Annotated in this window: 19 protein-coding genes; 1 reads left to right on the top strand and 18 read right to left on the bottom strand. The window is 45.1% G+C overall.

The window, feature by feature from the left end:
• Window positions 1-42 precede the first annotated feature (42 nt).
• From hisS to ACI882_RS15595, 17 genes are all read right to left on the bottom strand, one after another.
• Window positions 43-1308, bottom strand: a complete 1266-nt coding sequence (gene hisS, locus ACI882_RS15675) for a histidine--tRNA ligase (protein ID WP_411743391.1) — start codon at window positions 1306-1308, stop codon at window positions 43-45.
• 13 nt (window positions 1309-1321) lie between these two features.
• A complete protein-coding gene (ispG, locus tag ACI882_RS15670) occupies window positions 1322-2437 on the bottom strand; it encodes a flavodoxin-dependent (E)-4-hydroxy-3-methylbut-2-enyl-diphosphate synthase (RefSeq protein ID WP_411743392.1) in 1116 nt (371 codons plus the stop codon).
• 12 nt (window positions 2438-2449) lie between these two features.
• Window positions 2450-3226 (bottom strand): type IV pilus biogenesis/stability protein PilW, encoded by a 777-nt coding sequence (gene pilW / locus ACI882_RS15665; RefSeq protein ID WP_411748542.1) that lies wholly within the window; start codon window positions 3224-3226, stop codon window positions 2450-2452.
• Window positions 3223-4383: a 23S rRNA (adenine(2503)-C(2))-methyltransferase RlmN gene (rlmN, locus tag ACI882_RS15660; protein ID WP_411743866.1), complete on the bottom strand. Its 1161-nt coding sequence runs from the start codon at window positions 4381-4383 to the stop codon at window positions 3223-3225. Before rlmN ends, pilW begins: the two co-directional genes overlap by 4 nt.
• Window positions 4384-4523: 140 nt before the next feature.
• Window positions 4524-4949 (bottom strand): nucleoside-diphosphate kinase, encoded by a 426-nt coding sequence (gene ndk, locus ACI882_RS15655; RefSeq protein ID WP_411743867.1) that lies wholly within the window; start codon window positions 4947-4949, stop codon window positions 4524-4526.
• A gap of 181 nt (window positions 4950-5130) precedes the next feature.
• Window positions 5131-6687, bottom strand: coding sequence for a putative bifunctional diguanylate cyclase/phosphodiesterase (locus ACI882_RS15650; RefSeq protein ID WP_411743868.1), 1557 nt, complete (start codon window positions 6685-6687; stop codon window positions 5131-5133).
• 37 nt (window positions 6688-6724) lie between these two features.
• Window positions 6725-7144, bottom strand: a complete 420-nt coding sequence (locus tag ACI882_RS15645; RefSeq protein WP_411743869.1) for a SufE family protein — start codon at window positions 7142-7144, stop codon at window positions 6725-6727.
• A gap of 18 nt (window positions 7145-7162) precedes the next feature.
• Window positions 7163-7690, bottom strand: coding sequence for a putative Fe-S cluster assembly protein SufT (gene sufT, locus ACI882_RS15640; RefSeq protein ID WP_411743870.1), 528 nt, complete (start codon window positions 7688-7690; stop codon window positions 7163-7165).
• On the bottom strand, window positions 7690-8064 hold the full coding sequence (locus ACI882_RS15635) for a HesB/IscA family protein (RefSeq protein WP_411743871.1): 375 nt from the start codon (window positions 8062-8064) through the stop codon (window positions 7690-7692). The genes sufT and ACI882_RS15635 overlap by 1 nt, the downstream gene beginning before the upstream one ends.
• 72 nt (window positions 8065-8136) lie before the next feature.
• A complete protein-coding gene (locus tag ACI882_RS15630; protein WP_411743872.1) occupies window positions 8137-9354 on the bottom strand; it encodes a cysteine desulfurase in 1218 nt (405 codons plus the stop codon).
• Window positions 9351-10628, bottom strand: a complete 1278-nt coding sequence (gene sufD, locus ACI882_RS15625) for a Fe-S cluster assembly protein SufD (RefSeq protein WP_411743873.1) — start codon at window positions 10626-10628, stop codon at window positions 9351-9353. The genes ACI882_RS15630 and sufD overlap by 4 nt, the downstream gene beginning before the upstream one ends.
• Window positions 10629-11378 (bottom strand): Fe-S cluster assembly ATPase SufC, encoded by a 750-nt coding sequence (gene sufC / locus ACI882_RS15620; protein WP_411743874.1) that lies wholly within the window; start codon window positions 11376-11378, stop codon window positions 10629-10631.
• A gap of 61 nt (window positions 11379-11439) precedes the next feature.
• The gene (sufB, locus tag ACI882_RS15615; protein WP_411743875.1) at window positions 11440-12879 is read right to left on the bottom strand and encodes a Fe-S cluster assembly protein SufB; all 1440 of its coding nucleotides are present in this window, start codon (window positions 12877-12879) and stop codon (window positions 11440-11442) included.
• Window positions 12880-12928: 49 nt separating this feature from the next.
• Window positions 12929-14080 carry an aminotransferase class V-fold PLP-dependent enzyme gene (locus tag ACI882_RS15610; RefSeq protein WP_411743876.1) on the bottom strand — a complete coding sequence of 384 codons (1152 nt, stop codon included), beginning with the start codon at window positions 14078-14080 and terminating at the stop codon, window positions 12929-12931.
• Window positions 14080-14565 carry a Fe-S cluster assembly transcriptional regulator IscR gene (iscR, locus tag ACI882_RS15605; RefSeq protein WP_411743877.1) on the bottom strand — a complete coding sequence of 162 codons (486 nt, stop codon included), beginning with the start codon at window positions 14563-14565 and terminating at the stop codon, window positions 14080-14082. Before iscR ends, ACI882_RS15610 begins: the two co-directional genes overlap by 1 nt.
• Before the next feature lie 309 nt (window positions 14566-14874).
• Entirely contained in the window at window positions 14875-15750 is an 876-nt protein-coding gene (locus ACI882_RS15600; protein WP_411743878.1) for a universal stress protein, read from the bottom strand.
• Window positions 15750-17234 (bottom strand): SulP family inorganic anion transporter, encoded by a 1485-nt coding sequence (locus tag ACI882_RS15595; protein WP_411743879.1) that lies wholly within the window; start codon window positions 17232-17234, stop codon window positions 15750-15752. Before ACI882_RS15595 ends, ACI882_RS15600 begins: the two co-directional genes overlap by 1 nt.
• Before the next feature lie 589 nt (window positions 17235-17823).
• On the opposite strand from ACI882_RS15595, the gene ACI882_RS15590 reads away from it, so the two are divergent.
• Complete coding sequence (locus ACI882_RS15590; protein ID WP_411743880.1) at window positions 17824-20361, top strand: ExeM/NucH family extracellular endonuclease; 2538 nt, start codon at window positions 17824-17826, stop codon at window positions 20359-20361.
• Between the two features lie 679 nt (window positions 20362-21040).
• On the opposite strand, the gene fliD is transcribed toward ACI882_RS15590, so the two are convergent.
• Entirely contained in the window at window positions 21041-24940 is a 3900-nt protein-coding gene (gene fliD / locus ACI882_RS15585) for a flagellar filament capping protein FliD (RefSeq protein WP_411743881.1), read from the bottom strand.
• Between the last annotated feature and the right edge of the window lie 252 nt (window positions 24941-25192).

The following is a 25192-nucleotide window of genomic DNA, read 5'->3' as shown; positions in this document are numbered from 1 at the left end:
TAATGGGTTAAAAATTTCAAAGGCCGCCGATTATATACTGACTTAAGCAAATATTTCAGCTAAATCGTCCCAAGCCAGTGTCTTCTGCTCAGATTCTCCGCGTAAGTCTTTCACTTGCACGACTTTTTGTGCCGCTTCGTCATCACCTAAGATCAACGCACACCTTGCGCCCGATTTGTCGGCCTTCTTCATTTGGCTCTTAAAGCTGCCACCGCCACAATTCATTTGTAAGCGAGGCTTAGAGGGCAAAGATCTAACGGTTTCTGCTAATTTAAAGGCTGCTAACTCTGCCTGCTCTCCTGCGACGACCATATACACATCGACAGTGTTATAGATGTCTGCTGGTATCACCTCTAACGCTTCTAACAGTAACAACAAGCGATCGACGCCCATGGCAAAACCCGAAGCTGGCGTTGGCTTGCCGCCTAACAATGGGATTAAGCCATCGTATCGACCACCACCACACACGGTTCCTTGGGCACCTAAGGCATCGGTCATCCATTCAAAAACTGTTTTCGTGTAATAGTCTAAACCACGAACTAAGCGTGGATTAACGACATAAGTCACGCCAGCGGCTGTTAACAGCTCGCATAAACGATCAAAATGTTCGACTGATTCTTCATCAATAAAATCTTTAAACTGAGGAGCACTATCTAACAAGGCTTGTGTTGTTTTCGATTTGCTATCAAGAATACGCATCGGGTTAACATAAAGTCGACGTAGGCTGTCTTCATCGAGCTTGTCTTTCACGCCTTCCAAGTAATCGACTAAGGCCTTACGGAAGCGCGCCCGAGCTTCGCTGCTGCCCAAAGTATTTAAATGCAATGTTAACGATTCAGATACACCCAGTTTTTTAAACAACCGATGCGTTAATATAATTAGCTCAGCATCTATATCGGGACTGCCTACACCGAAAGTCTCAGCGCCTATTTGGAAAAACTGACGATAACGGCCTTTTTGTGGTCGCTCGTAGCGAAACATAGGGCCTTGATACCACAAACGCTGAACTTGGTTATGCGTTAAACCATGCTGCAAGGCGGCACGTACACAACCTGCGGTGCCTTCTGGGCGCAGCGTTAAACTTTCTTGATTGCGATCGAGAAATGTATACATTTCTTTTTCAACGACATCGGTATGTTCACCCACGCCACGAGCAAATAATTCGGTACTTTCAACAATCGGCATACGGATTTCACGGTATCCGTATTGATCGAGCACTTCCTTGACTTGACCTTCCAAATACTGCCAAAGCGGGCTATCGGTCGGTAATATGTCGTTCATGCCACGCAAAGATTGCAAACCTGACAATGGAAACTCCTTTCTAGTTTTTGGCAATAATGGTTTCGTCTAAAGCTTCTTTTGCTGCAACCTGTTGACGAATTAAAGTTTCAAAGTGATCAACCAACTTATCATTGGTTATTTTATGATCGGGTTTGCCGTTTAAGTAAATTAAATTTGGCGATCCTCCAGTGACAGCCACATCAACTTCTTTCGCTTCACCGGGGCCATTGACGACACAACCAATCACGGCAACATCAAGCGGAGTCAAAATATCTTCTAAACGGGATTCCAACTCATTCATGGTGCCGATAACATCAAAATTCTGTCTTGAACAACTCGGACACGCAATAAAATTAATGCCTTTATTTCGTAAACGTAAGCTGCGCAATATATCAAAACCTACTTTTATTTCTTCTACTGGGTCGGCAGCTAGTGATACTCGCAAGGTGTCACCAATGCCGTCCATCAACAACAATCCTAAACCAATCGCCGATTTAACCGTACCACTGCGTAAACCACCCGCTTCGGTAATACCTAAATGTAATGGCTGCTCTATTTGATTGGCAATTTGTCGATACGCAGCGACGGTCATAAAGACATCGGACGCTTTTAAACTTAGTTTAAAATCGAGGAAGTTATTTCGGTCTAATATATCAATGTGGCGCATGGCCGATTCAACCAGAGCTTCAGGTGTGGGCTCGCCATATTTCTTTTGCAGGTCTTTCTCTAAGGAGCCGGCGTTAACTCCAATACGAATAGGAATGTTTTTATCTCGTGCCGCTGCAATAACTTCACGAACACGATCTTCACGACCAATATTACCTGGGTTAATACGCAAACAATCGACACCGAGTTCCGCAACACGCAAGGCTATTTTATGATCAAAATGGATATCCGAAATTAATGGCACATTAACGAGCTTGCGAATTTTCCCAAAGGCCTCTGCAGCATCCATCGTAGGTACAGACACACGCACGATATCGGCACCCGCATTTTCAAGCGCCTTAATTTGCGCTACCGTCGCTGCAACATCGGTGGTTTCGGTATTTGTCATCGACTGAACGGCTATCGGCGCATCGCCACCGACAGGTACATTTCCGACCCATATTTTTCGAGAAACTCGTCGTTTTATTGGACTCTCGTGTTGTTTATTCATGCGATTCCTTGCCTATTTCCAAGCGGTATATTCTTGATATTCAGGTGAATCAGCAAATTGGTTTTTCATTTGCAATTCAAGTGACGATAAGCTGTCTTGATCGTTGGCCATGCGAGCAACTTGCAAACCCAACCAAACGGTTGAGGCATTCTGGCGAGTGACTTTCGCTCGAACCAGATTCACAAAGCCCTTATATTGGGTCGACGCTGACGCATAGTCTTCACGTTCAAAATAGATGCGTGTTAAAGCGACATAGCTACTCGCTAACATAGGGTTTACCGCAATTGCTCGATGAAACATATTTAATGCGGTATCGGAATCTTCTAACTTTTCTGCAACGAAGCCCTGTAATTCAAAGGTTTGTGCGCGTCGCACATAGACGGTGTTTTCGAGCACAACTTTAAATTGCTTAAAAGCATCTTTATATTCGCTGCGATTATACAAAAAGGCACCATATTGAAAATAGTATTCTGATTCTGGATTATAACGAATTGCTTTTTTGAAATGGTCTTCGGCTAAGTCAAACTCCAGCTCACGCTCATATACTCGAGCCAAACCTAGGTGAGCCCCAGCAGATTTAGGATTTATTTCTAACGCAGTGATCAATGATTTTTTAGCTTCTTGGAAGTTCTCTTTTTCAAAATACCTATACCCAATTTGCACATGGGTTAGCTCTGCTTTGGCTAAATCTTTTTTGGCATCAAATGGGCCAGTCGAGGTAGTAACACAGGCAGACAAGCTCAGCGCTAGTGCCAAAACGAACAAATTTGTGCGTGATAAAAGCTTCATATTGTATTCCGGTTGGTGCGCTTACTGGCGACAGTTGCTGCGGTGTGACCTAACTCAACTGCATCAATGAATCGTACTGAACGCTTAGTTTTATCGTTTACTTGGCCAATTAGCTGACCACAGGCGGCATCAATGTCTTCGCCACGTGTTTTACGTATCGTTACATTGTATCCAGCTTTCTGCAATATGTCCCTGAAACGATGTATACGATTATTGCTCGGGCGCTCGTAACCTGAGTTAGGAAACGGGTTAAACGGAATCAGGTTGATCTTGTTTGGGGTATTTTTAAGAACTTCTGCCAGCTCATGAGCCAACTCAGGGTGATCATTCACCTGATCAATCATGGTATATTCGATGGTACAAACACGCTTATCAGGAAGGCGATCAAAATAGGTATTAACCGCTTTTAAGGTTTCTTCAATACCGTATTTTTTGTTAATTGGAACTAATTCATTGCGTAATGCATCATTCGGCGCGTGTAAAGACAGCGCAAGTGAGACATCGGTCACTTTGGCTAATTCATAAATTGCAGGCACGACACCAGAGGTACTCAAGGTAACTCTGCGCTTAGACAAGCCGTAGGCGTTGTCTTCCATCATTAGATTCATAGATTCAACGACGTTATCGAAATTTAATAACGGTTCACCCATGCCCATCATGACGACGTTGGTAACATGACGATCACGCTTCTTACCAGGCTCATCCCAAGACCGTGCTGCAACCCAGAGTTGACCGATAATTTCAGCTGAGCTTAAATCACGGTTGAAGCCTTGTTTACCTGTTGAGCAGAATGAGCAATCGAGCGCACAGCCAATTTGAGAAGACACACACAAGGTACCACGATCGCCTTCAGGGATATAAACGGTTTCGACTGCACTGCCACCAGGCATTTGCATGACCCATTTACGCGTGCCGTCTTTAGAGTACTTTTTGAATGTGACTTCAGGCGGGATAATTTCTGCGACCAGCTTGAGCTTATCCCGCAGGGCTTTGCTGACATCGGTCATGTCGTCGAAATTATCAACGCCACGGTGATGAATCCATTTCAGAACTTGAACAGCACGAAAACGTTTTTCGCCAAGTGTTTCCGTAAAAAAGGCTTGCATGGACTCTAAGCCCATACCGAGCAAATTTACCTTTTCAACTGTATTTGTCATGAACTACCCTTTTATCACTGTAAGACATCAAAACCTAAAAACTCAAAAAGGGAGCCCAGTCAACTGGCCTCCCTTTGTGGGGCTGGTATTCTACCGAATAGCCAGACAAACAACTGTTAAATTGTCGTTATATTTTCAAATTAACGAGAGAAAACTTCACTATCGTTAAAGAAATAAGCAATTTCACGAGCGGCAGAGGCTGGAGCGTCTGAACCGTGTACAGCGTTTGCGTCAATACTTTCTGCGAAATCGTGACGAAGTGTACCCGCCGCCGCTTCTGCTGGGTTTGTTGCACCCATAATTTCACGATTCTTAACAATCGCGTTTTCGCCTTCAAGAACCTGAACCATAACAGGGCCTGAAGTCATAAACTCTACTAATGCAGCGAAAAAAGGACGACCTTTGTGCTCGCCATAGAAACCTTCAGCTTGCTCAGTAGACATATGGATCATCTTAGAAGCAATAATCTTCAAGTTCGCCGCTTCAAAACGGCTATAAATCGCGCCAATTGCGTTCTTAGCAACAGCATCAGGCTTAATAATTGAAAAAGTACGTTCGATAGCCATTAGGCACTCACTCCGTGTGTTTTATATTATGTGGACGGCGGCGGATTATACGGGGTTGAGGGAAAGCTGCAAGTTTTTAGCTGCAAGCTATCAGTAAGTTCAAAAGATAAAGATGCGGTTCTTACTTTAGTGGGGTCATATCATTGTTTTAGCTGATAGCTTGAAGCTGACAGCTAAAAAACTAAAGCTTCTCCCAAACTGTTTCATTCATCTCCACCATGGCATTTTGGGCTAGAAAACGCAGTTCGGCTTCTTTGGCTGTGAGGGGTTTGGAGTAGTAGTAGCCTTGAATTGAATCTGCGCCGAGCTCTCTAAGTTTGTGTATTTGCTGCGCTGTTTCTACGCCTTCGACTACTGTATCCATGTTTAAGCCATGGGCGATGGATATTATGGCTTTTATCATGTTGAGGTCAGATTCACTTTTGTCCATGCCATCGACAAAGCTTTTGTCTATTTTAAGCACATCGAATGGTAGGTTGTTTAGGTAGGAAAGCGACGAGTAGCCGGTGCCGAAGTCGTCTAACGCCAGTTTAATTCCGGCATGCTTGAGAGCGGCTACTGTTGATAAAACTTGATCGGATGCAGATAAAAACAAGCCTTCGGTTACTTCAAGCTGTAACGAACTCGGTATGAGTCTTGTTTGTTTTAAAAGTGTTTTAACTGCCGGAAGTATCGATTCATCTTGGAACTGCCGAGGGGAAACGTTTACCGACATCAGCAACGCTTTGCCATAGCGTACTTGCCACTGCTGCAGTTGCTGAAGCGATTCACGCAAAACCCAATTACCAATGTCAGTGATAAGGCCAATTTGCTCCGCCACCGGAATAAACTCTACCGGTGAAACCCAGCCTAATTCTGGGCTTTGCCAGCGAATGAGGGCTTCAAAACCTTTAATACTTTTAGTTTTTTCGTTAACAATCACTTGATAAACAAGGCTGAACTCGCCTCGTTGAAGTGCACCGCGTAAGCTTTGATCTATTTTCAGTCGCTCAACTGCAAGTTGGTTAAGTTGCAAGCTGTAGAATGAATAGCCTTTTCGGCCGTTAGATTTACTTTGAATAAGTGCTCTTTCTGCCTTCTGAATTAGGTCTTCAGCTTCTTTGCCATCATCCAGGCCAATCGCCATACCTATGCTAGCCGATATACTTAATTGTCGACCATGAATTTCAAACTCTTGCGCCATGGCATTAATAATGCGCCGAGCAACTAACTCAGCAGCCATCGGATCACTTATCTCTTGCAAGACAATTATAAACTCATCGCCGCCTTGGTAACCTAAAAGGTCACCTTTTTTAACCAGAGTTTTAAGGCGATTGGCAACAGCTATTAGAAGCTGATTACCTAAGTTATGGCCTAATGCATCATTGAATTCTTTAAAAAAATCGAGGTCGAAATAGAGGACAGCGCATTTAGTGGAACGCTTTTTAGCAATGACTAAACGTTCTTCAAGCCTTTCGCGCACATACGCTCGGCTATATAAGCCTGTTAGTGCATCTTGATTCACACTTTGTCGAATACTATTAACGGCTGCACGAGCATCAATAAGCTCAGTTTGTACTCGACTCAATTGCGCCCGATGCGCTTTATGCCAGCGCTGTGAAAGCTCACCGACTACAAGAACCGGTAAAATCAGCAACGCTAAGCTATAGCCTTGCACACCGTTCAAATAAAGCAGGGCTGCTACGGCAAGCAATGATAGTAAAGTATAGATGGTCAGCTTAATTGGCGATAACGTCACAGGCACCCTTACTACATTGCTAGCAGCTTCGTACTGATCAGGCTTGCGCTATATCTCTAATACGCTGCACCATGGCACGAAGGCCGTTTCCTCTGGTCGGGCTTAAGTGCCGGACTAGATCCAATTGATTAAAGTAGTTGTCTACATCGAAGCTTAGGATTGATTCGGCGTTTTTGCCATTAAATGCAGCTAAAACGACTGCTAACAGCCCTTTTACAATATGAGCGTCAGAATCTACTTCAAAAAAATACAATTCACCCTGTTGATTTGGCACCAACCAAACCTGACTCTGACAGCCTCTAACTATGTATTCTTCTACTCTTAATTCATCATCCAGTTTGGGCAATTCTTTACCCAAGTCAATGATATATTTGTAACGCTCTTCCCAGCTGTCAAAAAACGACAGCGTTTCGATAATATCTTCTGGCGTGGTATCTACACCCAATACTTGACTCATGCGGCACCTAATTTGTAATTAAAAAAACATTCCAGTTTCTAATTGTGCTTCTTCGCTCATTTTGTCGCGAGTCCACGGTGGGTCAAAGACCAACTCTACGCTTATATTTTCTACGTTAGGTACTTTGGCAACACGATACTTAACATCATCAACTAAAACCGGACCCATACCACAACCAGGGGCGGTCAGTGTCATTGTAATATTGACATTCGTACCTTGAATATCGACGCTATAAACCAAACCCAGCGCGACTATACTGACCGGAATTTCAGGGTCAAAAATGGTGTCGAGCACTTCCCATACTTGATCAATTGAAATACTGCCATCTGCAGGTGCTTCAAATTCAAATACTTTTGGCTCAAAACCTAAGGCATCGGCATCGGTTCCATCAATTCGTGCCATATTGCCATTATGAACGATGGTGTAGTTGCCGCCTAAAGACTGCGTCAAAGTTACAAATGTATCGGCCGGAATTTTAACCGGCGTTCCTACTGGGACCAAACGTGCATCTACTTCACGCTGGGTGACAACCATGCGGCGTTCCATTAAAGCGAACCCTCCACAACAAAACTTTCACCGCAACCACACTCGGCTGTAACATTCGGGTTATTAAATTTGACCATTTCATTTAAGCCGTCTCGCTTAAAATCTATTTCGGTACCTTGAAGTATAGTAACTGCGTCTGCTGCAACGTAAAGCGGCCAACCGGTGCTGACGTCAATTTGAATATCGCCCTCTTTAGCTTGTTCCACTAAATCGACACGATACATATAACCAGAACAACCACTCTCTTCAATAAACAAGCGCACGCATTTCGCGTCTGAGTTTGCTATTTGACGATCAAAATGGGCTATTGCCTTTTCTGTGATCGTGATGTTGGCCGTCGAGACATTATTTGGATCAAAAGATTGAACAGTCATTTTGAAACCTCTCTGAGTAATCGGTGGTTGTAATAAATATGACGCCACCGACTCAAAATTTAAAGGATGCCTTTAAAAAAACATCCGTATTTTTTCTATTGCATTAAACAGCGCATCAACATCTTCGCGGCTGTTATACAATGCAAAACTAGCACGAACAGTTCCCGGCACACCCATACGCTCCATAATTGGCATGGCGCAGTGGTTCCCAGTTCTTACTGCAACTCCCTGTTGATCGAGCAAGGTACCTACATCATGAGGATGAGTACCCTCAATTACAAAACTGAGCACGCCTGCACGATGCTTTGCATTGCCGACAATTCGCAAGCCTTTAGTTTGCTTTGCCTTTGCAAGTGCGTAGTCCATGACATCTTCTTCATGACTGGCAACTGCTTCGCGATCCAGACTGTTTAAATAGTTAATCGCTGCACTTAAGCCAACAGCACCGGCGATATTCGGGGTGCCCGGTTCAAACTTATAGGGCAAGGTATTGAACGTCGTTTTTTCAAAGGTGACGGTTTCAATCATCTCACCGCCGCCCATAAATGGCGTCATTAGATTAAGCAAGTCAGCCTTACCATAAAGCACGCCAATGCCTGTTGGGCCATACAGTTTATGACCCGAGAACGCATAGAAATCGCAATCGAGCCGTTGCACGTCTATGTCCCAATGAGCGACGGCTTGCGCGCCGTCTATCATCACTAACGCACCAACCTTATGCGCCAAATTAATAATGTCTTGTACCGGATTAACCGTACCCAAGGCATTAGAAACATGTGCTACCGAAACAAACTTTACGTTTTCGCTTAGCAAGCCGTTTAGCTGATCTAAATCGATATCGCCATCGTCGTTCACCGGCATAGGAACTAATTCAGCGCCGGTTTTTTCACAGACCATTTGCCAAGGCACAATATTAGCGTGGTGCTCCATGTGCGAAACCAAAACCTGATCGCCCATCCTTAGGTTTTGTAAACCCCAACTGAAAGCCACTAAGTTAACTGCTTCGGTGGTGCCTTTCGTCCAGATGATTTCATCTGAACTATTGGCATTTAAAAAACCTTTCACATCTTTTCTAGCTTGTTCAAAAACACTCGTGGCGCGATCACTTAAGGTGTGCGCGCCTCGGTGAACGTTACTGTTGTCGTTTCTATAGTAATGAGTGATTGCATCGATTACGGCATTGGGCTTTTGCGTGGTTGCGCCGTTATCCAAATACACCAGAGGCTGTCCATTGACTTGTTGTGCCAAGATGGGAAAGTCAGCTTTAATTGTCGATACATCAAAACTCATACAAGGTGCCTCGTTAAATCACCAGACTTTGCAGAAAATACTTGCGCCAATAAAGGACGCAATAGCTGGCGTACCGGGTCATGCGGCAATGCATCGAGCAATTCATTTATAAAACCAAAACTCAACATAACTTCAGCCTCCGCACGCGAAACACCGCGTGACAGAAAATAGAACAGTTCGCTTTCATCTAGTTGTGCAATGGTTGCACCGTGTGCGCACTTAACATCGTCGGCGTATATTTCTAATTCAGGCTTGGTGTAAATGGTTGCTTTGTCACTCAACAATAAGTTTCTATTGCTCAATTCAGCCAATGATTTCTGCGCATCCTTATGAATATGAATACGACCGTTAAACACAGCTGTTGCTGAGTCACCAATAATGCCGCGAAATACTTCTTGGCTGGTGCAGTGAGGGACTTCGTGCTCAAGAATAGTGTGGTAATCTATGTGTTCATTGCCCTTTGGCAAGTAAACGCCATTTAAAATTAACTCACCACCTTCGCCACAATGTCGCACAACAATGTCTTTGCGCTTAACGACACCGCCTACCGCCATATGGAACGACTCCAACTTTGAGCTGCGCTGCATAACCGCGGCAACTCGGCCAATATGGCGGACATCGCCTTCATCTAACAAAAGATGGTAATGAGTAAGCTGGGCGTTTTCTTCAACGTACAACGTTGTATTTGGGTTAACAAACACAGAGCCCGATTCATGCTTAAAGCTTTCAACCAACACAGCAGATGAAGACGGTTGGGCATCAACCAATATTTGTGTATTGACAATATTTGCGTTGCCGTTGGTTACAAAATTAAAATGTATCGGCGTGGTAACCTGAGCGTTTTTCTCGATAGTTAGCCAGTAGCCTTCATCTAATAATGAAGCATTAAGTTCATCGAACATAAAGTCTGTTTTTTGTGCAGCTACTTTTTCAAGGAACTCAGTGGTCTCTGCTTCGGTACACTTAGATAAGCATTTAAGTGATACACCTTTCGGCAATGCTGGATTACCCTGCAAGTGGCCGTTTTCGATGGTAATGGTCACTTCATTAAAGTCTTCAAATACCACACCGGTATGACTGATTTTTGCGGGCGCTTTTTGCCACTGCGCATCAAGTAATGCTTTTAACGGTGTATACTTCCAATGCTCAGTTTTACGCGTTGGCCACGGCAATTGTGCGAAACGAGACGCTGCCGACTCTGCCCAATGGGCTGCTGTAGCATTTTCACTGGCTACTGGCGTTGGAGTGGTAGCGACAATAAGTTGATTAGTCACTTACACTGTCTCCTTTTCTATCCATCCATAGCCTTCTTTTTCAAGTTCTAAGGCTAATTCTTTGCCACCCGACTTAACAATTTTGCCATCGGCTAATACGTGAACAAAATCAGGCACGATGTAATCTAATAGTCGCTGATAGTGAGTCACGACAATAAATGAGCGATTAGGATCGCGTAACTTGTTGACGCCATTGGCTACAACTTGTAACGCATCAATGTCTAAACCTGAATCTGTTTCATCTAAGATGCAGAGGGTAGGTTCTAAGAGCATCATTTGCAGTAATTCGTTACGCTTTTTTTCACCACCAGAAAAGCCTTCGTTTACACCGCGTTTTAAGAAGTCTGCTGGTAAATCTACGTCTTTACTTTTTTCACGGGCTAGCTTGATAAACTCAACCGAGGTGTACGGTTCTAAACCACGAGAATCACGAACAGCATCTACAGAAGCCTTTAAGAATTCCATGTTAGAAACACCAGGAATTTCAACTGGGTATTGGAAAGCCAAGAAAATACCTTTGCGTGCCCGTTCATGAGCTTCGAACTGAAGAATATCTTCGCCTAAAAAATCGACAGATCCGCCAGTCACTTCATAACCAGGGCGACCCGCTAATATATTACCCAGTGTACTCTTACCTGCACCGTTCGGACCCATAATGGCATGTATTTCACCTGGCTTAACTTCAAGTGATAAGCTTTTTAAAATATCTTTTTCTTCTACTTTTGCTGCTAAATTCTTGATACTTAACATTGGCTATAAACCTTATAAATTCGTTTTGGATATGCAGTTTGTTTAATTTGTCATATCGGAATTAACCGACTGCGCCTTCTAAGGAAACCTCTAACAACTTCCCAGCTTCTACAGCAAATTCCATTGGCAGTTCTTTGAAAACTTCCTTACAGAAACCATTCACAATCATCGATACCGCTTTTTCTGGGTCTATACCACGCTGTTGGCATAAGAACATTTGGTCATCACTGACCTTAGACGTTGTCGCTTCATGTTCAACAATAGCACTAGGATTTTTGCTTTCTATATATGGGAACGTATGGGCGCCACTTTTATCGCCGATAAGCAATGAATCACACTGGGTAAAGTTACGCGCACCAGTTGCACCTGGGTTCATTTTCACTAAACCACGGTAGGTGTTTTCGCTCTTCATAGCACTGATGCCTTTCGAGATAATCGTCGAGCGAGTGTTTTTACCGATATGTATCATCTTAGTACCGGTATCGGCTTGCTGCATGTTGCTGGTCAGTGCTACTGAGTAAAACTCGCCGACGCTGTCGTTGCCTTTTAAGATGCACGATGGGTATTTCCAAGTCACAGCAGAACCAGTTTCAACTTGTGTCCACGATATTTTTGCACGCTCATGGGCTATCCCACGCTTAGTCACAAAGTTATAAATACCGCCCTTACCTTCTGCATCGCCTGGGTACCAGTTTTGCACTGTAGAGTACTTAACTTCAGCGTCATCTAACACAACTAGCTCTACTACTGCGGCGTGCAATTGGTTTTCATCACGCATGGGTGCAGTACAGCCTTCAAGGTAACTGACATGGCTGCCTTCGTCGGCAATAATTAGGGTGCGCTCAAACTGGCCAGTGTTGGCTTCGTTAATCCGGAAATAAGTAGACAGTTCCATTGGGCTACGAACACCTTTAGGAATGTAAACAAAGGATCCATCAGAAAACACAGCCGAGTTTAACGCGGCGTAGTAGTTATCTTTTTGTGGCACGACTGAGCCTAAATATTTTTTTACCAGCTCTGGGTATTCGTGCACGGCTTCTGAGATTGGGCAAAATATAATGCCCGCTTCCTTTAGCTTGCCACGGAAGGTTGTACCTACCGATACTGAATCGAAAACCATATCAACGGCAACACCGGCTAATGCAGCATGCTCATGCACAGGAATACCGAGTTTTTCGTAAGTTGCAATAAGCTCAGGGTCAACTTCATCAAGTGATTTTGGCCGTGCGTCTTCAATGCTTTTTGGTGAAGAATAGTAAGAGATATCTTGAAAGTTAGGCTTTGGATATTTTACGTGCGCCCAATCGGGCTCTTCCATTTCTTCCCAGGCACGAAATGCTTTTAAGCGCCACTCAGTCATCCACTCAGGTTCTTTTTTCTTGGCTGAAATCAAACGTATCACGTCTTCATTCAAACCTGGTGGAATTGTCAAAGATTCGATATCGGTAATAAAACCTGCTTCGTACTCTGATTTCAAATACTTCTCAACTTCTTGGCTCATATATTTCACCTTAATCGGTTGCGCGCTTAATCTGTGCGCTAAACTTAATTTATTTGGCGGTACGCAGACCTGTTACTGCTTGAGTAAAACTCTCTATCGCCATGTCGACATCGCCCTTGGTGGTGTATCGACCTAAACTGATACGCAATGAGCTGTGTGCGTCTTCATCGCTACAGCCCATTGCTTTTAAAACAAAAGAAGGTTCAACCGTTGCTGAGGTGCAAGCTGAACCCGAAGAAATAGCTAAGTTACGCACACCCATCATTAATGACTCACCATCTAAACCTTTAAAGCAGACGTTCAAATGCCCGGCGGTTATAGGTGCACCCTTACCATTAACGGAGACATCGCCTAACTCTTTTAAACCTAACCATAAACGCTCTTTTAGTTTCGCAATGCGTTTACTTTCATCGCTAAAGCCTTCGTTGAGTACCGCAGCCGCTGTTCCAATGCCCACTAGCTGATGTGTTGCTAAGGTACCTGAGCGCATTCCGCGTTCATGCCCGCCGCCGTGTATTTGGGCAACTAAATCTAAACTGCTTCTGCGACGAACATATAAAGCGCCAACGCCTTTTGGGCCATAAAATTTGTGTGCTGATATAGATAATAGGGTGACTTGCCAGTCGTCGATATTTACTGGAATTTTCCCGATCGCTTGCGCTGCATCCACGTGAAAATAAATATTTTTCTGATTACAAAGCTCGCCTATTTCTGCGACTGGGTTTATCACTCCGGTTTCATTATTGACGGCCATCACGGAGACTAAACGAGTCTTATCGGTAATGGCTGCAGCTATAGATTCTACCGTTACCAGACCTTGTGCATTAGGAGACACAAAGGTTGCGCCATAACCTTTTTCCTGTAAGTGCTTAACTGGGTCTAAAATAGCTTTGTGTTCAATAGTGGTGGTAACAATATGGCATTCATCGGGTGCGTAGTTTTCAGCGACTCCTTTAACAGCCAAGTTATTACTTTCAGTGGCACCGCTGGTCCAAATTATTTCGCGGCTATCTGCACCGAGTAAATCGGCAACTTCATTGCGGGCATCTTCTACAGCTTCTTCAGCCAACCAGCCTAGGGCATGCGAACGTGATGCTGGGTTGGCAAAATTACCTTCAAACGTAAGACACTCTGACATGGCTTGTGCAACACGCGGGTCTACTGGCGTGGTGGCTGCGTAATCAAAATAAATGGGACGCATTAATTAACCTGTGATGTGGGAATGGTTTGATCATTAAGAGTTTGCTGCATTTTTTTATTTTGCCGCTCACTCACTGCGCGTATCTCTCCGCGGTCAACCAATGTTTGTAAGGATATTCCATCAAGGAAATCATGTATTTGGCAGCTAAGGTCTTGCCATAAATGATGCGTTAAGCATTCTTGCCCATCCTGACAGCCGGTTTTACCTTGGCACTTGGTTGCATCCATAGACTCAGACACGGCATCAACGACGGATGCAATGCTAATTTCAGATTTTTCTCGGCCTAATAAATAGCCACCGCCAGGCCCTCTCACCGACGACACCAATGCTCTTTTACGCAATTTAGAGAACAATTGCTCTAAATAGGATAAAGAAATACCTTGCCGCTCGGATATATCAGCAAGATTAATGGGCCCCTTGTCTTGATTGAGCGCTAAATCGAGCAATGCTGTTACCGCATAACGGCCTTTTGTGGTCAGACGCATACGAAAAAACCTAAAGGTTATCGAAAGTTGGCTGCATTATAAATACCTGACTAAAACAGTCAAGTATATAACCCGCTGTTTTGTGGGGGTACTGGCTGCGAAAATAGTGAAATTACTGTAAAAACCAAAGCGGCACGGTCGGCAAGCAATTTTATGTGGCTGATTGCGCTGAGGAACTGCAAAAACTGGTACGCCGTGAACCCGTCCATGGGGGCTCGGTATTGGCATCCATGCCAATAAACGCCCTGTTTTTACAGTGCCTCAGCGCAGTTTTTAGCTAGCCAACGCAACAACCAATGAGAATATATATTAACGAAGCAACAACAAAGGCTGTTCTGTGTTCAATAGTAATTTGGCTGTAAAGCTGCCAAAAACCATGTCGCGTAGACGGTTGTGGCTAAATGCACCCATTACGGTTAGGCCAATATTGTTTTCTTTCTGATACTGACAAAGCGCTTGAGCCGGGTCACCGGTTAACACCGAGCTATGCACGGTGCGCCCTGCGGCTTCTAGCTTGGCTTTGGCCGGTGCAACTAATTCTTCACCGGCACTCACCGATTTAGACACATTGACAATATGTACCGGTAAATTGCTGAACATTGGGCTGTTTACAACCATATCGAGCGCTTTAAGGCTGCATTCGCTGCCATCAAAGGCCAACATGGCGGCTTTAGGGGCTTCGAAAGACTTATTCACGACGAAGATTGGCCGCTGCACGGAACGGACGATGGTTTCTAGGTGGCCACCCAAGTGGTTATTTTTTTCATCACTGGCTTCGCCACGAATGCCAATCACCACTACACGAGTTTCGTGCTCTAAATCTATTAAAGCCTCGACCAATGGGCCGTGCCGTTGCGTGCTCGTGGCGTTTTCAATACCCGCTGCTTCGGCGCGCGTTTTAACAACGTCTAAAATTTCTTTGCCTTTTTGAATTTCGAGCTTATTGCGCTGCTGCTCTACTTCGGTCAGCTCGCTTAATAAGTGCTCTTGGGCGCCAATTCCAATGGCACCAGAAAAATCTGATACCGCGGCAATGGCGTTGTGCTCAATGGCGTGCAGTGCCTTTAAAGGTGCACCCAGAGCTTGGCTTAGCCAAATTGAATAGTCACTGACCGATTCATTGAATTTTGAACCGTCGATACAAGCGACTGTCCACGTACGTTCGTTGTTATTATTATCAGCCATTAGTGGCCTCCTAGTACTTTATCAATTTCTTCCGGCTTACCTAGTTTACCGAATCGGTCAACAATGGTCTCACTGGCTTCGTTAAGTCCAATAACACTAACATCTGTACCTTCGCGCTTAAACTTTATAACGACTTTATCAAGCGATTCTACGGCTGTAATGTCCCAAAAGTGAGCACGAGACAGGTCGATTTCTACTAGGCTTACTGCTTCTTTAAAATCAAAGGCGGCAATAAACTTATCTGCTGAGTTAAAGAATACCTGACCTACAACATTATAAGTACGCTTATCGCTGGTTTCATCTAGTGTTGCTTCAACATACATAAAGTGGCTAATTTTGTTGGCAAAGAACAATGCAGCCAATAATACGCCAGCAAATACACCGTAAGCTAGGTTATGCGTCCAAACCACCACTACGACTGTGACTATCATGACTAAATTTGTTGATAAGGGGAATTGCTTCAGATCACGTATTGAGCCCCAATTAAAGGTACCAATAGAGACCATGATCATTACGGACACGAGTGCCGCCATTGGAATTTGAGCGACCCAATCGCTACTAAACACCACCATGATAAGCAAAACCGTACCTGCTACAAAAGCCGATAGGCGCCCGCGCCCACCCGATTTCACGTTAATAACCGATTGACCGATCATCGCACAACCCGCCATGCCGCCCATTAAGCCTGAACCAATGTTGGCAATACCTTGGCCTTTACATTCACGGTTTTTATCACTGGTGGTGTCGGTTAAATCATCAACAATGGTTGCTGTCATTAGCGACTCTAACAAGCCAACAACGGCCAATGGCGCTGCATAAGGGAAGATTATCGCTAAGGTTTCGAGGTTAAAGGGTACATTAGGTAAGAAAAAGTGAGGCAAGGAGTCGGGTAAATCTCCCATATCGCCAACGGTGCGGATATCAAAATCAAATAAGATAGAAATAGCCGATAACACGACAATGGTTACCAACGGCGATGGAATCGTTTTATTAATATAAGGAAACAAGTAAATAATACCTAACCCCGCGGCTGTCATGGCATAAACGACCCATGATACGTTGGTGAGCTCGGGTAATTGCGCCATGAAGATCAAAATTGCCAAGGCATTTACAAACCCAGTCACCACTGAGCGAGACACAAATCGCATTAACTCGCCGAGCTTTAAGTAACCTGCAATAATTTGAATAACACCCGTTAATAAGGTTGCGGCCCACAAGTACTCAATACCATGCTCGGCGACTAAGTCGACCATTAACAGGGCCATCGCGCCGGTTGCTGCAGAGATCATCCCTGGGCGGCCGCCGACGACTGAAATAATGACGGCAATACAGAATGAGGCATACAAGCCTACTTTGGGATCTACACCTGCGATAATAGAAAATGCAATGGCTTCTGGGATCAACGCCAGCGCCACAACCAGACCGGCTAAAACATCACCGCGTATATTTCCTAACCAATCTTCTCTTTTTTGAGCCAACAACATGCAATAGTAACCTTTTCATTCTGAATGTATGGCTTTCGTAAGCCACCTTTGAACCGCGCGCGATGGTACACAGCGACGTAACGCATTGCAAATTGCTGGTTAGTTTACGAACAAACTAATTGGGCTACCCACGCAGACGTACTATAAAACTAGGAACGCCGTAAACCCGTCCATGGGGGCTCGTCATTGGCATCCATGCCAATGAACGTCCTATTTTTATAGCACCTCTGCGTAGCTTTGTGCGAAGTTAGCCTACTTAGAACCCAACCAAAAACAACAATGCTAAACCAGCCACAATATCAGGAGTGACCAAAGGGTCTGTTTTAATAGGCCTCAGCGAGAAGGATCTCGCTGTGGAGTGTCACATGGATGTGCCCGAACGACCTATTAAAACAGACCCTTTGGTTAGTCCGACAAAACTCCACTTTCACTGGCTGAACTGCAAAGAGAAGAGTTACAATTCTCCATTGCTCTACTGTAAGAATAGTGTCATATTAATTTGATAAGTTGTCCTAACGAACAGCTTTTTGGTGTAGTCGGCGAAAGTCAGTCCAAAGGAATACATAATAATAACGACGAGGAATACCCAATGACCATTAGAACCCCCCTATTACTCGGTATACTGCTTGCAAATGCAGCCTATGCCGATGTACTGATAACAGAATATGTTGAAGGCTCTAGCTACAACAAAGCGATTGAGCTAACCAACTTAGACTCGACTACGGCAGATTTAAGCAGCTATAGTTTAGAGCTTTATACCAATGGCTCAACCACGGTAAACACCATATTGCCTCTTACTGGCAGTCTCGCGGCAAATACAGCTTATGTGATCGGCAATAGCCAAGCCGTTGCAGATATTACCGGTATTGCCGATGTTCTCTCTGGCGTCACCAACTTTAACGGCAACGATGTTTTGTTACTTAAACAAAACGGCGTTGTGGTTGATCGAATTGGCCAGCTCGGTAATGCTGACTATTTCGGTAAAGACGTTACCCTTACACGTAAAACCTCTGTTAGTGCAGGTGATGCCGACTTTACAGCAGCATTTGACCCCAGTGTGCAGTGGGTAAGCCATGCCAAAGATACGTTTGCCTTTTTAGGCAATGGTGGTGGCGGTACAGACCCCGTAGACCCACCAACCGCTTTTGCTTGCGCAGACCCTGCAACCCTTATTTCCGAAGTTCAAGGCAGTGGCTCCGCTACGCCATTGCTTGGCCAAGTTGTTGATATTGAAGCCATTGTAACGGCCGATTTACAAGCCGGTAATCAGGCCAGCGGGTTCTTTGTACAATCGCCCGATATAGATGCCGATGCAGACCCAGCGACCTCTGAAGGCTTATTTATTTACCACAGCAGCACCGATGTAAATGTTGGCGATAAAGTACGGGTGCGTGGTGAAGCCGCTGAATATTATGGCTTTACACAGTTAGCCAATGTTTCAGATGTTGCAGTTTGCAGTACTAATAACACACTGCCAAGTGCCGCTTCTTTAAACTTGCCTTTCGGTTCAGCTAATGAATTAGAAGCACTTGAGGGCATGTTAGTGACGTCCACTACCCCTCTAACGGTTAACGAAGTCTATACACTAGGTCGTTATGGTGAGTTCATGGTGGCCAATGGTCGTCGGAGCATCCCAACAGATGTTGCTGCACCTGGCCCTGACGCCGATGCCATTCGAGCGGCTAACAACCTAAACCGCTTAATTGTGGATGACGGCATAAGCACCCAAAACCCTGATCCGATTATCTTCCCGGCTCCGGCTTTAGATGCTTACAACACTTTGCGCATTGGCAATACCGTAAACAACTTAACCGGTGTAATTAACTTTAACTTTGGTGCTTACAAGTTAATCCCTACCACACCGCCAGTATTCAACGGTGATAACCCACGTACTTTGGAACCCACTCCGGTACCGGAAAGCGATTTAAGAATCGCCAGCTTCAACGTGCTTAACTTCTTTAATGGCGACGGTTTAGGCGGCGGCTTCCCAACAGATCGCGGTGCTGATACGCCATTAGAACTCGAACGCCAAACGGCGAAGCTCGTGTCGGCCATGACCGCTATTGATGCGGACGTAATTGGTGTGATGGAAATTGAAAACGATGGCTTCTCTGAAACCAGTGCTATTGCAGAATTGGTGAATGCAATCAACGTAGAGCAAAGCGCGGACAACCAATACACCTACATCAACCCTGGCCTCCCGCAAATTGGTGATGACGCTATTGCCGTGGGTATTATCTACCGCCCTGCTGTTGTGACGCCAACCGGTGTCACGGCCATTCTGGATTCAACAAACTCACCCTTGAATGATCTTGGTGAACCACTGTTTGACGATTCTCGTAACCGCCCTGCGTTAACTCAATCGTTCTCTACTGTAGACGGTTCAGAAACCATGACTATGATCGTAAACCACTTTAAATCTAAGGGTAGCAGTAACTGTGAAACCATTAATGATTGCGACTTAGGCCAAGGCGCGTACAACCAAACACGTACCAACGCTGCTATCGCATTAACGCAATGGTTAGCAGGTAACCCAACCGGTGTTGCTACCGACAACATTTTGATCATGGGCGATCTAAATGCCTACAGCAAAGAAGACCCAATCCGTACAGTTGAAGAAGCAGGCTTCACTCAGCTTAAGCAACCAGGCGATTATTCTTACGTGTTTGACGGCGAAACTGGCAGCTTAGACCAAGCATTGGCCTCAGCCGCACTTGCTGAAAAAGTCATTCACACTCAAGACTGGCACATCAACACAGACGAGCCACTTATTTTGGATTACAACACCGAGTATAAATCGGACGCGCAGGTACTAAGCCTATACGCACCCAGTGCTTATCGCTCATCTGACCACGACCCTGTAATCATCGATATCGGCCTAAATGCCTCGCCAGAGGCCAGCATAAGCGCGTACCGGTTTTTCTTTTGGTATATTTTTCTTAGCAACAGCTCTGACAGCGATGGCTATATTGCATCGCAAACGTGGACGCTAGGAAACCTTGAGATTAATCAACCGTGGTTCTTTATCTCAAGCAGATACCTACACCGCAACAACATTAAAACGGTCTCGTTAAGTGTTGAAGATGATAGCGGAGCAACCACTGCAGTATCCAAGCAGTTTAGATAGAGGGAGATTGAACGGTTGCCCGATGGGCAACCGCTTGCTTCGGGCTTCGAGCTGCTGGTTTGAGATTTAAAACCACAATATTCTGTAGGAGCCTTCGAAACAATTCGTAGGAGCCTTCGAAACAAAGTGGAGAGGCGACAAATAACCACCACACCATCGCTCCGAACGCTCCTACAAAACCAAGCTCAGCGTCTATTTTTGCTTTTAAACCACTTTATTCGTACGTGCCTTCGAAACAATTCGTAGGAGGCTCCGGAACAAAGTGCAGAGGCGACAAATAACCACCACACCATCGCGTCTACGCAAGCTACGCAAGCTCCTACAAATCCAAGCTCAGCGTCTATTTTTGCTTTTAAACCACTTTATTCGTACGTGCCTTCGAAACAATTCGTAGGAGGCTCCGGAACAAAGTGCAGAGGCGACAATTAACCACCACACCATCGCGTCTACGCAAGCTCCTACAAAACCAAGCTCAGCGTCTATTTTTGCTTTTAAACCACTTTATTCGTACGTGCCTTCGAAACAATTCGTAGGAGGCTTCGGAACAAAGTAGAGAGGCGACAATTAACCACTACACCATCGCGTCTACGCAAGCTCCGAACGCTCCTACAAAACCAAGCTCAGCGTCTTATGTTTTGACCTTACTTGCAGCTTGCAGCTAAAAACTGACAGCTATCTTTTAATCCTTCGAAGCATTCATAGCTTCAAACTGACTCTTCAAGAAATCCTCAGTCACTTTCAATGAACTAATTATTTTATCGTTGAATAAAAATTTGGCTCTTAACCTTGCTTCAAACACGGTAACTTTTTCATCTACGGCTTTGCGTTCGTCTTCTATGGCTGCTTGGTCATCACCTAGATTGGTTTCTTTGGCGGTGAGTAAACCTTTTGACGAGAGCATGCTGTCGAATAAGGCATCGAGTTTCGACATGACCCCTTGAACATAGGTGACTGATCCTCGGTCGCCTATGCGTGTGCCTGAGACTTTTAGCATGAGTCCGGCAGCTTCATCGACGGTGCCTTGGGTATCTTTACCGCTAACGCCTTGTGATGAGGTTGTAAAGCCAAATATGCCTATGCCGCCGGCGGTTATTTCACTGACTTTTACGGTGGATGTTGCGCCTTTTGATACGGAGAAAATACCAAAGGTATTAGTGTCGGCATCGTACTGTACGTCGACGGCTTTATTTGCGTCTTTTAAGGTTGTGTCGGCATTTATTTTCGCTTTCAATTCGGCGGCAAGTTCGTTGCCTGAGGCATACGCCCCTGCTGCTAAAGTAATGGTGCCCGATTCAGTGCCATCGATCGTCACTTTTAAAGTGTTGTTGGTGCCATCTATTACTTCAGCCGATGAAAAGTCTGAGCCGGTGCCGCCGAGTAAGTAGCCGTTGGTTGCGGCTTGGTTGCCTTCAGAAGCGGTTAGATATTGGCCTCGGCCCGTTGCGATTACGCCGTTAATGGTGCCTTCTACATCGACGCCTTTTTTCGAATCAGCGCTGCTTTGATTGGTATCTGATAAACCCAACTGCACGATAGAATTCAGCGATGGGTTGCTGATGGTGACATCGGTACTGTTATCAAACGCGATAACAAAGCGGCCCTTGCCTGTGTCATCTTGCTGATAGCTGACGGTACTTTGCGAATCAAAGCCCGTGTAAACCCCTTTGTCTAACCCGAAACCATCGAAGCCGTTAATGTTAAGTGCACCATCGGTGACACCTAGCGCGTTATTTGCATTGGTATCGGCAGCGGTAATTTGTACAGTGGCATCGGCGCCAAAGGTTGCTTCAGTTTGTACACCATTTTTTGAGACGGTTTCAAAATACACTTGATTACTGGCGTTCAATTTTGCAACAACGTCGCCCGCTTGGAATTCACCGCCACCACCGGCGGCTGTCAATGCCGTATCAAGGGCACTTTGGATCGCCGCTAAATTAGACTCACCGTCGTTAGTGCCTAAGGTACCATTGCCATCAACGTTAACATTGATATCGAAACCATCGACAGCCAACGTAAATGCGGCAGGCGTAGCTGAGAAATCGACACCGGTTGATAAATCAACCGAACCTGCATTCGTAACCGCACCAATACCATCACGTTTAATTTCTAATGTTTGGGTTGAGCCAGCATTTGCTGTCGTTAACACTAGGCCATTGCCGCTTAGGCTCGCAACAACTTGACCCGCTGCTCCGCCTATTGCGGTGTCAATTGCACTTTGAATACTGGCTAGGTTATCGGCACCATTGGCGGTGACGTCTACCGTATAATCGGAGCCGTTAAAAGAAAATTCAAACTGTGCAGGGTCGGCAGCAAAGTCTATTGCCGACGATATGTTACGCCCGCCTTTTTCAGTTTGCGCGCCTGTCGCACCACCACTTATGTTGCCATCGGCATTAATGGCTGCTTCAATCGCGGCCGCTAAATCTTCAGCGGTTTCATATGTACCGTCAGGGACTGCTATAGGGTTTTGTCCAGTCACCGAGCCTTGTCGATTCGAGTAGGCTAATTCAAAATTAACACCTGAAATACTCACACCCGAACTGGTTGAGCCGTTTGTAATGCCTAAATAGTCAACACCCGTGACATTGGTATTGGCAATAGTTAACGTTTGGCTAGTGCCCGCCGTAGGTTCAGTACGAAAAACTAACCGGTTACTGCTGTTAAACTCTGCCGTTACAACACCGACCAAAGCAGCATTACTATTTATTTCACTTTGAATATAACTTAATACATCTGAACGATCACGATCGGTCGTTATTTCGCCTTCATTATTGAGTACATCGGCCCAGTTTTCATCGAACGACATATTGTAAGTGCCATCGGCGCTGGTACCGGTTAATGTTAAATCGAAGGTAATAGGGCTGTTGCTAAAATCTGCTCCTGCTTCACCGGTAAAGGCCTGGCCACCTGGTGTGCTAGAAGCCGCAAATGAGGCATCGTTTAAGGTGTTAAAAAAGCTGCCCGCGTATTGGCCGCTGCCTGAACTGGCAAAACCAAAAGTATTGGCTACTAAGGCATCGCCTGAGCCCATGTTAACTTCTGACGTGCTACCAAATTTACTTGAGGTAATACTAAAACGATCATTGGCGTCATCAAAATTCACAGTGACACTTTGGCCACTGAACGCCCCATTGATTGAGTTTTGTAACATTAAAGCTAAGTCTTCGCCGTTGCTGTAGTTACCCTGCTCTAAACTGACCGATTTAGTTTTACCATCAATGGTCATGGTAAATTCATCGTTCACATCAGAAACAACGACGTCATTGGCAAAGCTTAAAGCAGGCGTTGTTAAACCCTGAAATGAACCTTGAGTAGCGACTTGCGTTACGTTGACATCATAGGTGCCTGGCTTGGTATTTGGGCCAATATTAGCCACCTTAACTTGAGCATCACTGGCTTGATTATCGGTCGCTAACAAACCCACTAGGCTTTGAGCATCGGTGTCCATCGCTTTGGTAAATTCAGCGCGATCAAATCTTAAATTAAAACTATCGTGCTGGTCTGTGCTGATGCCAATTTCGATCAACGATTTATAGGTAGAACCGGTAACGCCTGAAATAATATCGGTAATGCCCGATCGCAGTTGCGATTGAACGGTTCTTAAAACGTTATCACCCAACAAGATACCGCCGACTTCGTCATCGGGGTTATATTTGGTGAGTTCATCGTAAAGGCCTTTGTACTCGTTGTACTTTTCAACAAACGATTCCAATTTATCGGCAATATCATCGGTATCGCGAGTAACGTTGAGCATCACGCCGGTGAGGCTGCTTTCATTTAAGTTAATGGTTACACCGCGAACCACCTGATCTAGCTTATTGGTTGAACTGGTTACTGTTAAACCATTAATGCGCATTAACGCATCGGAACCGGCTTGGGTTTCAGTCATGTTACTGGCTGGGTCATGTTGGGCACTGTTGTAGGCTAAAGACTGTAAACCCGCATCACCCGACACCTCAATTTCCATACTGGTTTCTTTGCCGGTTTTTTCACTGGTAAGCAATAAACGGTAACCTGTTCCATCGTAAACAACCGAGGCAGACACGCCAAAATCTTTATTGTTAATGGCATCGCGAATACCACCCAAAGTATTGTTTTCTGAGGTGATATCAATAGAGGTCACTAACGAGGCAGCATCTTGTTCAAATGCCAGGTATTCATCGGAACCATCATAAGTTGTGGTCCCAAATTTAAACGACAAGGTACCCGTACCGACGGTATCGTCAACCGAGCTAAACTGCATACTCGCCAACGAATGCGACTTTGCAATTTCATCAACTTCAATACGGTAAGAACCTGGCTCAGCCAAGCTAGAGGTCGTGGCCGTTAACACGGTTTCATCGGAAGATTTAGCCGAACTACTCTGGATAGTCGCCGCCTGAGAAAGACTGCCAATACTCGACTGCAGCGCATCCATCACCGTACGAACTTCAGCATAAGCGGAAATTTTAGCCTCAACTCTGGCCGACTTTCTATCTAAGCGGAGATCACTTGCCCCCCGTTCCGCAGCCACAAGCTGGTCGACTAAATCTGAAGTCAGCAACCCAGAACCGATACCCAGTGATTGTATGCCCGCCATAACTCAAACCCTTAACCGTTGAACAGTGTCTTAATGCAAAAACCAAACCAATGATCATAGAGTAGACTATTGGTTGATATATGTATCGGCGGGGGTGGTTAAAACTTTAGGGTTTTTTGGGGGGGGGGAATAGCTGCAAGCTGTCAGCTTTAAGCTGCAAGTAAGGTCAAAGGATGGAGGTTCGGCACCGCTCTAATAGGTTCTGCCTGGATTTTTTCTTTCGCTGAAAGCTTGAAGCTGATAGCTGCCAGT

The organism is Reinekea sp. (assembly GCF_046710285.1).
In the GTDB taxonomy this organism is placed as follows: Bacteria; Pseudomonadota; Gammaproteobacteria; order Pseudomonadales; family Natronospirillaceae; genus Reinekea.
The sequence above is the reverse complement of the archived record's forward strand: the minus strand, read 5'-3'. Positions and strand labels throughout refer to the sequence as shown.